This is a genomic window from Mycobacterium sp. NPDC050441 (assembly GCF_040655355.1).
GTDB lineage: Bacteria > Actinomycetota > Actinomycetes > Mycobacteriales > Mycobacteriaceae > Mycobacterium.
Genome location: NZ_JBFAJS010000012.1, coordinates 123135 through 135537, shown reverse-complemented (window position 1 = coordinate 135537; position 12403 = coordinate 123135). Strand labels below are relative to the sequence as shown.

Here is a 12403-nt window from a genome sequence, read left to right as displayed (position 1 = left end):
CACCGGAGTCAATCGACCGAGCCGGAACACCAACCAGTAAGGGCTGCAAAGTGATCGACTTCAACGACCAGGTGGCCGTCGTGACCGGCGCCGGCCGCGGGCTCGGCCGGGCGTACGCGCTCGAGCTGGCAAGGCGTGGCGCCGCCGTCGTCGTCAACGATCTCGGAGGCTCCATGTCAGGCGACGGCTCGGACGTCGCGGTCGCCGACCAGGTTGTCGGGGAGATCGTCACCGCCGGCGGCACCGCGGTGGCGTCCTACGATTCGGTCGACAGTCCCGAAGGCGGCGAGGCGATCGTGCGCACCGCCGTCGAACGGTTCGGCCGGCTCGACGCGGTGATCAGCAACGCCGGCATCTTCAACAACATCCCGTTCGACGAACTGTCCGCCGAGAACTGGCGCCGCATGCTGCGAGTGCACCTCGACGGCGGCTTCTACCTGTCCCAGCCCGCCTTCCGAGTGATGAAGAAGCAGGGCGATGGCCGGTTCGTGTTCATCGCTTCGTCGGCGGGGATGTTCGGCCAGCATCTCGAAGCCCATTACGCCGCAGCCAAGGCCGGTCTGGTCGGTCTTGCCAACGTGATCGCGCTCGAGGGCGCACCGCACGGAATCCTGGCCAACACCGTGCTGCCGTTCGGCATGTCACGAATGGTCACCGAGACGCTGGGCGATCCGAAAGCCCTTGAGGACAACGGCTTCTTCAAGGCGATCCGGCCCGAACTCGTCGCACCGTTGGTGGTGTACCTGGCCAGCCGCGACTGCGAGCTCAGCCACCAGAACTTCTCGGCCTGCGCCGGCCGGTTCGCTCGGGTGTTCATCGGACTGGGTGAGGGTTGGCTGGCGCCGCCCGACAGCAACCCGACCGCCGACGACGTGGCCGCTCACCTGTCGGAAGTGACTGCGACAGAGCCGTTCACAGTTCCGGGGTCGATCTACGACGAGGTGTTCGAGGTCACCGAGCGGCTCGGCGTCTCCGCGTGAGCCGTACGGCGACGTTGCGGTCGGCCGGTCATACACATACTCGCGGAGCCCGGGCGACGGTGTTCTACCGGCGCATTCTGCCGTCCGGGATCACCGGCGCACCAGCCCTGTTCTGGTAGCCTCTAACCAAATATTGGGTCTGACCACCCAAAACGCATGACAGGAGCCAGCAATCATCGTGGAGCCGCTGTGGGCCGTCCCCAGGTAACACCTGGGGAGCGCAAGACGCTCAAGCGCACCCCAGGTCGCGCAACCGACGCCGGCTCCACAGTCGAGGACCGCACGCGCCGCACCGAGATCCTCCAGACCGCCGCATCGTTGATCGCCACGTCGGGCCTACGTACGTCGCTGCAGGAGATCGCCGACGCGGCCGGCATTCTGCCGGGCAGCCTGTACCACCATTTCGAGTCCAAAGAAGCGATCCTGGTGGAGCTGCTCGAGCGTTATCACGAGGATCTCGACCTCATTGCCGAGCACGCCCAGAGCCGGTTGGACGGTCCCGATCCGGCGTCGCCGTTCGACCGCATAGCCGAGCTCGGCTCCGACATCGCGCGCTGCGCCGTCGCGCACCGCGCCGCACTGCAGATGTCGTTCTACGAGAGCCCGAGTTCCAACCCCGACCTCATCGCCCTCGCGCAGCGCCGGCCGACGGCCGCGCTGGATGCCATGCAGCAGACCTTGCGGGCCGCCCGATGGGCCGGCTATCTGCCGTCAGACGTCGACCTGGCGCTGCTGGCCGACCGGATCTGCCAGTCCATGCTCCGGGTCGGCCTCGACGTCATGCGCCACAATGCCGCACCGGAGAAGGTCGCCACCCTGTTGTGCCGGATTCTCCTGGAAGGCTTGTCCACCGGTCAGCCCACCGACGCGGAACTCGATGGGTCCCCGGCGTTCCAGGCGGCCGATGCGGTCGTGCGCAGCTGGACCGAGGACGCCCAAGCACAGGCCGACGACAAGACCGCCCACATCCGGGCGGTGGCCCGGGCCGAGTTCGGCCGCCGCGGCTACGAAAGCACCACAGTGCGCGACATCGCGTCAGCCGCCGGCATGGGCACCGGCACGGTGTACCGGCTCATCGGGTCGAAGGACGAACTGCTCGCGGCGATCATGCAGTCGTTCGGCGAGAAGATCGCGGTGGGCTGGACCGAGGTCCTTCGCTCCGACAGCACGACGGTCGAGAAGCTCGACGCGCTGAGTTGGATCCACACCAACGCACTGGACCAGTTCGGAGACGAGTTTCGGATTCAACTGGCCTGGATGCGTCAGTCACCCCCCGATACGCCCAACCCGGGCTGGCTGTTCACCAAGCGGGTCAAACAGGTGAAATCGCTTCTCTCCGAAGCCATCAAGGCCGGTGAGATCAGCATCGACAGCCCGTCGAACGAAATGTTGGCCCGGACGGTCATCGGTGTGGGCTGGATCCCCGAGAACATCCTGCGGCAGTTGGGCACCCGGACAGCGCAGATCCACGTCCGGGACACCAGCCTGCGCGGAGTCATCGCACGCTAGTCCAACCCGCGCGCAGGGAGCCCACCCCCGTTGCGCGAGCAGGAAAAGTCAGCGGCGGGGCAACCCCAGCACCTGGGTGGCGATGATGTTGCGCTGAATCTCCGAGGTTCCACCGGCGATGGTGCCGCCGAAGCTTCTGGCGTAGCGCTCGAACCAGCTGGAGAAGTAGTGGTCGAGATTCATGTGCTCGTACGGACCCGACGTGGCCGGGTGGATCAATCCGTCCGGACCGGCCGCGGTCAGTGCGTTCTCGAACGCACTGCGCTCGGCCTCGGACCCGAACAGCTTGAGCACCGACACCGACGCGGTGTCCATCTCACCGCGGGACGCCTTGGCCAGCGCCGCCGAACCCATCGCCCGCAGCGCCTGATAGTCCATGATCGTGGTGGCGTACTGGTCGCGCTCCAATTCGGTGCGCGGGTGAAAGTCGGCCAGCATGTTGTCGATTCGGTCGGCGAACCCGAGCCACATCATGGTGCGCTCGTGGCCGAGTGAGCCGTTGGCCACTCCCCAACCACCGTTGAGCGGGCCGACCAGGTTCTCGGCGGGCACCCTAGCATCGGTGAAGAAGACCTCGTTGAAGTCGAGGTTCTCCTCGCCGGTCATGTCGGCGAACGGGCGACACACCACCCCGGGGGTATCCGTCGGGATGATCAGCACGCTGATTCCCTTGTGCTTCGGTGCATCCGGGTCGGTGCGCACGAAAGTCAGCAGCCAATCTGCGTCGTGGGCGCCCGAGGTCCACACCTTCTGGCCGTTGACCACGAAATGGTCACCGTCGAGAACCGCTCGGGTGCGCAACGACGCGAGATCCGAACCGGCGCTCGGCTCACTCATACCCAGCGACGCGGTCTTCTCACCGCGCAGCACGGGCACGGCCCAGCGACGTTTCTGCTCCTCGGAACCGAACGTAAGCAGTGATGCCGCAATGATGTTGACGCCCTGCGGGTTGAAGCTGTGGTAGATCCGGCGCCGGCACAGCTCATCGAGGTGGACGAAAGTCTGCACCACGGTGGCGTTGCGCCCACCGAACTCCGGTGGTTGCGCGGGCAGCAGCCATCCGTTGTCGAACAGCAGCCGCTGCCAGTCGCGGGCCCATTGCGGCATGTGGGACACCGACCGGGGACGCTCCAACGTCTGGGTTTCCGACGGCAGGTTGGCGTCGAGGAAGGCGGAGAACTCGGCGCGGAACTCCTCGACGTCGGAATCGAATGTCAGCTGCATTTACAGTCCCCTGTAGGTCGTGCGGTACTCGGCGGCGATCAGCGCGCGGTGCTCGGCGGCGCCGCCCAACAGCAGCTCGCCGGCCTTGGCCCGCTTGAGCGCGAACTGCACGTCGTTCTCCCAGGTGAAGCCCATGGCCCCGAACAACTGCAGGCCGTGGCGGAAGACCACCGCCTGACATTCCCCGGCTGCGGCCTTGGCCATGGCCGATGCCAGCCGCCGGCGCGGGTCATCGGCGGCGATGGTCAGCGCGGCGAAATATGCCAGGGCACGGGCCCGTTCGATGGCGACGTGCATGTCGACGGCCTTGTGCTGCACGGCCTGGAACGACCCGATCGCCACGCCGAACTGCTGGCGCTGCTTGACGTGTTCGAGGGCCAGATCGAGCACCCGCTGGCAGGCCCCGACCATGGTGATGGCCATGCCGGTCAAGGCCAGGTGGTGGGCCTTCTCGGTATCGACGTGGACTCGGTCGGTGTCGTCGACGTGCACGTTGTCGAAGGACACCTCGGCCACGTGCAGCACCGGATCGAAGATCGAGCTGCGAACGACGACTGCTTTGGCCGCGTCGACCAGGAACACTCCACCATCGGTCACGACGGCGAGGTTTTGTGCCCGGTCGCCGTCGAGCACATGACGGGCGGTGCCGGACAGCACCCAGCCGGTGGCATCCCGGTTCGCCGCCACACCGCTGTACACCGCGGCGCCGGCCGTGGACGCGTCGAAGCGGTCCCCCGCCAGGGGGGCATACTGCGTCATGGTTGCCAGGTAGGGCGTCAGGTCGGTGGCCCGGCCGAGTTCCTCGAGCGCGATCGCCAATTCCACGGCGTTCTCGGAGTCCGTGAGCTCGGTCCAGCCCTGGTCGATGTAGCTCTGCCACAGCGGTGTCGGATCGACACCCTGTTCGGCCACCTCACGGACCAGCGTGGCCGGGCACTGTTTGGTCACCGCATCGCGCACGGTTTCCTGCCATAGCCGCTGATCGGCATCGAATTCGAGTAGCACCCGCCGCCTCCTGCTGCACTGTCACGTCCGAACGAGAATATCATTCTCTTTCTATGTTGTTACATTCTCCTCTGGCAAGTAGCGGTTCTCCCGGATAAGTTGCCGTGCGGGTGACCAGCACAGTGCTTACCTGCAGCGAAGCGCCACGTCGTCCCGAGAACTATGTTCTTGCTATCGAAGAATATGGATCTAGACTGGCGGTGAGGTCCGGCGCAGCAGCACGCCGCCATAGGCCCGTGCACAGCTCGTTTCCGGACGAACATCGGAGGACAGTCTTGGCCATCAACGACCCCGCGCAACCCGACAGCACAGGAACGACCGCCAGCTCACCGCTTGTCGATGCGAGCGTGCACGTCTTCTTCGGATCGAACCAGGACCTGCGGCAGAACTTCCTGAAGGAGCCGTTCGCCAGCCGTGGCTTCCCCGATTACGAGATGAACTGGTACGGCGCACCGGGTGGCGAATATGCCAAGGACACCAAGGGACCCGACCGTCAGTACCCCGGCTCGGATCCCGACATCGCCGCCCAGCACCTGTTCACCGACCGTGGCGTCGACATCGCGATCCTGCACCCGATGACGCGCGGCATCATGCCCGACCGTCACCTCGGTTCCGCGCTGGCCGCCGCACACAACGCCATGATGGTGACCCGCTGGCTCGAACATGCCGAACACGGTGAGCGGTTCCGTGGCACCATCCGGGTCAACCCGGACGACATCGCCGGCGCCCTGCGCGAGATCGACAAGTACAAGGACCATCCGCGCGTGGTGCAGATCGGCATCCCGATGCAGTCACGCGAGCTGTACGGCAAGCCGCAGTTCTGGCCGTTGTGGGACGCCGCCGCGGAAGCGGGACTACCTGTGGCCGTGCACATCGAGGGCGGTGCTGGCATCCAGTTCGCTCCGACGCCGTCGGGCAAGACCCGGACCTATGAGCAGTACCTGGGCTTCATGGCGCTCAACTACATCTATCACCTGATGAACATGATCGCCGAGGGCGTCTTCGAACGGACGCCGACGCTGAAGTTCGTCTGGGCCGACGGAGCCGCGGATATGTTGACGCCGTTCATGTGGCGGATGGATTGCTTCGGGCGCCCGCACCTGGAGCAGACGCCGTGGGCGCCCAAGATGCCCAGCGACTACCTGCCCGGTCACGTGTACTTCGTCCAAGGTGCGCTCGACGGACCCGGCGACACCGAGTTCGCCGGCGAGTGGTTCGGCTTCACCGGTAAGGAAGACATGGTGATGTTCGGCTCCAGCTACCCGCACTGGCAGCTGAACGAGCCGGAGGTCCCCAGCTCGTTCAGCACCGAACAGCGCGACAAATTGTTGTGGCGCAATGCCGCAAAGCTTTACGGACTGGAGCAGGATCTCGCAGGTCTGGTCCCATCGTCCGCGGTTGCGGCGCAGTAGGCTTCGAGGGAGGCACAGCACAGATGTCCGTCACAACCAACCCCCGGGTGCCCGCAGCCGAACGGATCGCAGTCCGTTGCGTCGACTCCGACGTCCACCCCATGCCGCGACGCGGTGAGCTGATCGAGTACATCCCCGAGCCATGGCGCAGCAAGTACTTTCTGAACCACAAAGTCGGCGAGCAGATCTATTACGACGCCCCCGATTACGCGCATGCGTACGCCATGCGGGTGGACGCATTCCCACCGGACGGCGAATTCGCGTGCAGCGACCCGGATATGGCCTTGCGCCAGCTCATCATGGAGGCCGGCTCCGACATCGCCATCCTGGAGCCCACCCACTCCGAGCACCGACTGGGCGAGGCCACCGCGGCCTACTGCACCGCGACCAACCTGTGGCTGGCCAATCATTGGCTGGACAGTCGGACCAACTGGCACGAACGCTGGCGCGGGTCGGTCTGTGTGGCGATCGAGGAGCCTCAGCTTGCCGTGGCCGAGATCGAGCAGTGGGCCGAACACCCCTACATGGCACAGGTTCTGCTCAAGGCCGAGCCGCGCCCGTCCTGGGGTGATCCGAAGTATGACCCGATCTGGGCCGCGGCCACCAAGCACGACATCACCGTGAGCTGCCACCTGTCCCGCGGCGAGTACGAGACCCTCCCGACCCCGCCCGTCGGGCTGCCCAGCTACAACCACGACTTCATGGTCAGCTACTCGCTGCTGGCCGCCAATCAGGTGATGAGCCTGATCTTCGACGGGGTCTTCGACCGGTTCCCCACCCTGCGCATCGTGTTCGTCGAGCATGCATTCACCTGGATCCTGCCGCTGATGTGGCGGATGGACGCCGTCTACGAGAAGCGCAAGGGGTGGATGGACATCAAGCGCAAGCCGAGTGAATACGTCAAGGAACACATCAAGTTCACCACCCAGCCGCTGGACTACCCCGAGGACAAGACCGAACTGTCGCGGGCCTTCGAATGGATGGAGTGCGAGAAGATCCTGCTGTACTCCAGCGACTACCCGCACTGGACCTTCGACGACCCCCGCTGGCTGGTCAAGCACCTGCCCGAGCACGCTCGCGAGGCCATCATGTTCCGCAACGGGATTCAGACCTACAAGCTGCCCGAGACCGTTCCAGCCCTTGAGGGACAGGCCCGGGTGTTCTGATGAGCGAGCCCGAGAAGCGCCCCCGACTGGCGCAGGGACGCGAGCACGTCGTCGCCACTGTCGATGAAATCCCGCCCGGCACACACAAACTCGTACCGATCGGACGTCACGGCGTCGGCGTGTACAACGTCAACGGCGCGTTCTACGCGATCGCCAACTATTGCCCGCACGAGGGCGGTCCACTGTGCTCGGGTCGGGCCCGGGGCCGCACGGTGGTCGATGAGAAGGTGCCCGGTGACGCCGTGATGGTGCGCGACAAGGAGTTCATCTACTGCCCCTGGCACCAATGGGGTTTCGAGTTGGCGACCGGCACCACCGCGGTGAAGCCGGAATGGAGTATCCGTACCTATCCGGTCCGTGTGGTTGGAGAAGAAGTGTTGGTGATGGCATGAGCGCGCCCTTGGGCACCCCGGAACTCAACCGGGGCGAGAAGAGCATCGAGATCAACGGCGGCAACGTCGTCTACGAGATCCTTGGCAAAGAGGGCGATTTCATCGCGCTGACACCGGGCGGTCGCTTCAGCAAGGACATCCCGGGGCTGCGCCCGCTGGCGCAAGCCCTGGTCAAGGGCGGCTACCGGGTGCTGCTGTGGGACCGGCCCAACTGCGGCCGCTCCGATATCCAGTTCTACGGTCAGAGTGAATCGCACATGCGGGCGGAGACGCTCTCGGCGCTGATCACCAAGCTGGGCATCGGTCCGTGCATCCTGGCCGGCGGTTCCGGCGGGGCTCGCGATTCGATGCTCACCGCGATGCTCTACCCCGAGGTCGTCACCAAACTCGTGGTGTGGAACATCGTCGGCGGCGTGTACGGATCGTTCGTACTGGGTTCCTACTACATCGTGCCGAGCATTCTGGCCGTCCGCGGGGCGGGCATGAAAGCCGTTGCACACATTGATGAGTGGAAGGAGCGCGCCGCGGAGAACCCCGCGAACCGCGACCGCATCCTGGCTCAGGACCCCGATGAGTTCCTCAAGCTGATGCTGCGTTGGCTCAACGCGTTCGTGCCGAAGCCCGGTCAGACCATCCCGGGCGTCGAGGACGAGATGTTCGACAACATCACCGTGCCGACGCTGATCATCCGCGGCGGCGAGAACGATCTGGACCATCCCAAGCGCACGTCGCTTGAGGTCAGCTGCCTGATCAAGGGTTCCAAGCTGATTGACCCGCCGTGGCCCGAGGACGCCTGGGAGCGCGCTGGTGAGGCTCGAGCCTCCGGAAAGGTCAAGCGGTTCAACATGTTCGACACCTGGGTGCAGGCCGCACCGGCGATCATCGACTTCCTGGGATCTACGCCCTCGGAGCCGACGTGAGCACAGCGCCGGTGTGTTCACACCGTCCGGATGTGCACCTCGCAGTTCAGCGAAGCCTCCAGGGCAGTGTGGATGCGGCTTTCCGGGATGCGTGCCAGGTCGGCCTTGTCCAGGGCCACCGTCACCACATCCCAGCCTTCGGCGTCGACCGACCGGCTGACGTCACCGGACAGGCCGAACCCGGCCAATACACCGCGAACGTCCTCATCGGTGCCGCGGCTGACGAAGGTGACCACCCCCGCCGCAGGGGTGGTGCCAAACGCCTTGGCGCACAGTTCCATCGCGATGGCCTGCAGCTCTGGTGCGTTGTCGCCGGCGATCAGCACCTCGACCTCGCGGCGATGCGCGGGCAGTTCGGCGAGCTGATTGTCCAACACCTCGGCCCCACGTTCACCCAGCAACTCACGGAGCGTTGCCATGCCGTCCGATAGCTGCTCCGCACCGAGCGCACCAGCCGGGTCGACTCCGACGCGCACCACCGCAGTTCTCATGCCGGTAAGCCTAGCCGGGGACGGGATGTGACCATGACAGCCGAACTCACAGTTGCGGTATGGCCGGGTATCACCCCGCGCCTGCTCCGCGACGGGCCGGAGAGCCTGGCTGAGTATCAGCAGGCCGGGGGCTATGGCGCACTTGCAGATTCGGAGCATCTACTGGCCGAAGTGCAGGCCAGCGGACTGCTCGGCCGGGGCGGCGCAGCATTTCCGTTGGCGGTGAAGCTGCGGACGGTGCGCGACAACGGCCGTAGTGCCGCCGAGGTTGCAGGCACCGTGGTGATCGCCAACGGCGAAGAGGGCGAGCCGGCTTCGATCAAGGACCGCTGGTTGCTGCGCAATCGCCCGCACGCAGTGCTCGACGGACTGCGCCTGGCCGCCGGCATCGTCGGCGCCGACCGCGCCGTGGTGTACGTATCGGATCCCCGGGCCGCCGAAAGTGTCGAGCGCGCGCTCGACGAACTCCCCGGCAAGTTGCCGAGTGTGACGATCGAATTGCTCACCGTCGCACCCGGTTACGTCGCGGGTGAGGAGACGGCCGCCGTGCATGTGGTCAACGGCGGACCGGCCAAGCCGACCGACAAGCCTCCGCGCCCGTTCGAGGAGGGCGTGGACGGCAAGCCAACGCTGATCAGCAACGTCGAGACGCTGGCACACCTGGCCTACCTCCACCAGCACGGCGCCCGGACGTTCCGGGAACTGGGCACCGAGGCCTCCCCCGGCACCTTCCTGGCCACGATCACCGGGGCCGGACGCGTGCCTGCGCTGTACGAACTGCCGTACGGCATCGCGTTCGCCGATCTGCTGACCCTGCACGGGGTGTCCGCCGACCACGTTCGCGGGGCGCTGATGGGCGGCTATTTCGCCGGGCTGGTCAACCGCGACATCGTCGGCGCCAAGCTGGATCACGAGTCCGTACGCGCGCTCGGCAGCGGGCTGGGCTGCGGCGCGATCGGCATCCTCACCGATGACTGCCCGGTGGCGGTCGCGGCCTCGGTGCTGGCCTACTTCGACCGGGAGAACGCAGGCCAGTGCGGTTCGTGCTTCAACGGGACCGCCGCGATGGCCGCGGTGGCCACCGGCCTGCGTGACGGGCTCGCGACTCAGGAAGATCTGGACCGGCTGACGCGGTGGTCGGTGGTGCTGCGCGGCCGTGGTGCCTGCGCGACTCTCGACGGCGCGGCCAATGTGGCGGCCAGCCTGCTGGCCCAGTTCCCCGATCACGTGCAGCGTCACCTCGAAAATGGCTGTCAGACCTGCCGTTCCGGTCCATTCACCGCCGCGCGGCCGTACGAAGCGGAGTCCCTGGAGGCGGTGGTCTCGGTATGAAGATCAAGCTCGATCGCACGCTGTGCGATGGCTTCGGGTTGTGCGCCAAGCACGCGCCGGAGTACTTCCCGCTGGACGACTGGGGATACGCCTCGCTTCAGGGTGACGGCAACATCCCCGAGGTCGACGAGGACGCGGTCCGACGTGCGCTGCTGGACTGCCCGGTGCACGCGATCATCGAGTTGAAGGAGACGCGCGCCGAGCGCGAGGTGGGCTGAGGCCCCGTTCGGAATATGAGGTCTGGATCACCTATCCCGGAAACTGGTAACGTGATTCTCCACACGGAATAACCCGCTTACCACCGGAGTCGAGTTGTCACAGATACCGGGGCGTCCGCTCCCGACGGTTACCACGCTCAACGAGTACTTCTGGACCGCCGGCGCCGACGGGGTGCTGCGAATCCAGGAGTGCCAGGACTGCAGCGCCCTCATCCATCCGCCGCAGCCGATCTGCCGCTACTGCCGCAGCCACAACATGGGTGTGCGCGACGTGTCGGGGCGCGCTTCGCTCGCCGGGTTCACGGTCAACCACCGGTTCGGTTTCCCTGATATGCCGCCGCCCTATGTGGTGGCCGAGGTCGCCATCGCCGAGGATCCCCGGGTCCGCTTGACGACCAACATCGTCGACTGTGATTCCGAGGATCTCAAACTCGGCATGCCGGTGGAGGTCGACTTCCAGCACATCGAGGATGTCTGGCTGCCGGTGTTCAAGCGGGCACCGGACTCCACACCGGCCCCTCGGATGGTCGCCGAACCCATCGCACCCCAGGACGTCGCCAAGTACGTCCGGCCGATGCTGACCAAGGCGAAATTCGAGGACCACTCGGCCATCACCGGCATCGGAATGTCCAAGATCGGTCGTCGACAAATGGTGCCGCCGCTGTCACTGACCATCGATGCAGCCGAAAAAGCGGTCGCCGATGCCGGTTTGACGTTCGACGACATCGACGGCCTGTCGACCTACCCAGGCCTGGCGATCGCCGGCATGGGCGAGGGCGGCGTGACCGCCCTGGAGGGCGCACTCGGGCTCCGTCCGACCTGGATCAACGGCGGCATGGACACTTTCGGCCCCGGCGGATCGGTCATCGCAGCCATGATGGCGGTCGCCACCGGCATGGCGCGCCATGTGCTGTGTTTCCGCACGCTGTGGGAGGCGACGTTCGGCCAGCTGGTCAAAGAGGGCAAGATGTCCCCTCCGATGGGCGGCCGCAGCGACAACTGGCAGCATCCGTACGGCGCCACCTCGGCGGCACACACGTTGGCGCAGAACGCCGGTCGCCACTTCGACCGGTACGGCACCACGCGGGAGACCCTGGGTTGGATCGCACTCAACCAGCGCGCCAACGCCGCGCTGAACCCGACAGCCATCTACCGCGATCCGATGACCATGGACGACTACCTGTCGGCCCGCATGATCACGACGCCGTTCGGCCTCTACGACTGCGATGTTCCGTGCGACGGGGCGGTGGCCGTCATCGTCTCCGCCGTGGATGCGGCGCGCGATCTGCCCAAGCCGCCGATCCTGTTCGAGGCAGTGGGCACCCAGATCATCGAACGGCTCGACTGGGACCAGACCACGCTCACCCACGAGCCGCAGGTGCTGGGCCAGAGCGCGCACATGTGGTCGCGAACCTCGTTGCGCCCCAGCGATGTCGACGTCGCGGAGCTCTACGACGGGTTCAGCTTCAACTGCCTGTCCTGGCTGGAGGGCCTGGGCTTCTGCGGCATAGGAGAGGCCAAAGAGTTCCTCGACGGCGGCCATAACATCGCCCGCGACGGCATCATCCCGCTCAACACCCACGGTGGCCAGCTCTCGCACGGCCGCACCCACGGCATGGGCCTGATCCACGAGGCCGTCACCCAACTCCGCGGGGAGGCCGGTGAGCGCCAGGTCGCGAACGCCCGTGTCGCCGTGGCCAGCAGCGGTGGACTCACCCCCAGTGGCGTGCTGCTGATGCGCAGGGACGACTAGG

General features: G+C 66.1%; 12 protein-coding genes. 9 read left to right on the top strand and 3 right to left on the bottom strand.

Features of this window, described 5'->3' with window-relative positions; genetic code table 11:
* The first annotated feature begins 50 nt into the window (after positions 1-50).
* Together AB0I14_RS28995 and AB0I14_RS28990 are read left to right on the top strand one after the other, a co-directional pair.
* The gene (locus AB0I14_RS28995) at positions 51-980 is read left to right on the top strand and encodes an SDR family NAD(P)-dependent oxidoreductase (protein WP_358029370.1); all 930 of its coding nucleotides are present in this window, start codon (positions 51-53) and stop codon (positions 978-980) included.
* 189 nt (positions 981-1169) lie between these two features.
* A complete protein-coding gene (locus AB0I14_RS28990; RefSeq protein ID WP_358029368.1) occupies positions 1170-2489 on the top strand; it encodes a TetR/AcrR family transcriptional regulator in 1320 nt (439 codons plus the stop codon).
* A 48-nt stretch (positions 2490-2537) separates the two neighbouring features.
* On the opposite strand, the gene AB0I14_RS28985 is transcribed toward AB0I14_RS28990, so the two are convergent.
* Positions 2538-3713: an acyl-CoA dehydrogenase family protein gene (locus AB0I14_RS28985; protein WP_358029366.1), complete on the bottom strand. Its 1176-nt coding sequence runs from the start codon at positions 3711-3713 to the stop codon at positions 2538-2540.
* Entirely contained in the window at positions 3714-4718 is a 1005-nt protein-coding gene (locus AB0I14_RS28980; protein WP_358029363.1) for an acyl-CoA dehydrogenase family protein, read from the bottom strand.
* A gap of 275 nt (positions 4719-4993) precedes the next feature.
* Between AB0I14_RS28980 and AB0I14_RS28975 the strand changes: the two genes are divergently transcribed.
* Genes AB0I14_RS28975 through AB0I14_RS28960 form a run of 4 tightly spaced genes read left to right on the top strand, consistent with a single transcriptional unit; the run spans position 4994 to position 8608 of the window.
* On the top strand, positions 4994-6130 hold the full coding sequence (locus tag AB0I14_RS28975; protein WP_358029360.1) for an amidohydrolase family protein: 1137 nt from the start codon (positions 4994-4996) through the stop codon (positions 6128-6130).
* A gap of 23 nt (positions 6131-6153) precedes the next feature.
* A complete protein-coding gene (locus AB0I14_RS28970; protein ID WP_358029358.1) occupies positions 6154-7296 on the top strand; it encodes an amidohydrolase family protein in 1143 nt (380 codons plus the stop codon).
* Positions 7296-7688 (top strand): Rieske 2Fe-2S domain-containing protein, encoded by a 393-nt coding sequence (locus tag AB0I14_RS28965; protein ID WP_358029356.1) that lies wholly within the window; start codon positions 7296-7298, stop codon positions 7686-7688. Before AB0I14_RS28970 ends, AB0I14_RS28965 begins: the two co-directional genes overlap by 1 nt.
* On the top strand, positions 7685-8608 hold the full coding sequence (locus AB0I14_RS28960; protein ID WP_358029354.1) for an alpha/beta hydrolase: 924 nt from the start codon (positions 7685-7687) through the stop codon (positions 8606-8608). The genes AB0I14_RS28965 and AB0I14_RS28960 overlap by 4 nt, the downstream gene beginning before the upstream one ends.
* Before the next feature lie 17 nt (positions 8609-8625).
* Here AB0I14_RS28960 and AB0I14_RS28955 read toward each other — a convergent pair whose 3' ends face one another.
* Entirely contained in the window at positions 8626-9099 is a 474-nt protein-coding gene (locus AB0I14_RS28955) for a hypothetical protein (protein ID WP_358029352.1), read from the bottom strand.
* A 33-nt stretch (positions 9100-9132) separates the two neighbouring features.
* On the opposite strand from AB0I14_RS28955, the gene AB0I14_RS28950 reads away from it, so the two are divergent.
* The 3 genes from AB0I14_RS28950 (at position 9133) to AB0I14_RS28940 (ending at position 12402) form a co-directional block, all read left to right on the top strand.
* Entirely contained in the window at positions 9133-10431 is a 1299-nt protein-coding gene (locus AB0I14_RS28950) for an NADH-ubiquinone oxidoreductase-F iron-sulfur binding region domain-containing protein (protein WP_358029349.1), read from the top strand.
* The gene (locus tag AB0I14_RS28945) at positions 10428-10649 is read left to right on the top strand and encodes a ferredoxin (protein WP_358029346.1); all 222 of its coding nucleotides are present in this window, start codon (positions 10428-10430) and stop codon (positions 10647-10649) included. Before AB0I14_RS28950 ends, AB0I14_RS28945 begins: the two co-directional genes overlap by 4 nt.
* A 94-nt stretch (positions 10650-10743) precedes the next feature.
* Positions 10744-12402 carry an OB-fold domain-containing protein gene (locus tag AB0I14_RS28940; RefSeq protein ID WP_358029343.1) on the top strand — a complete coding sequence of 553 codons (1659 nt, stop codon included), beginning with the start codon at positions 10744-10746 and terminating at the stop codon, positions 12400-12402.
* Position 12403 lies beyond the last annotated feature (1 nt).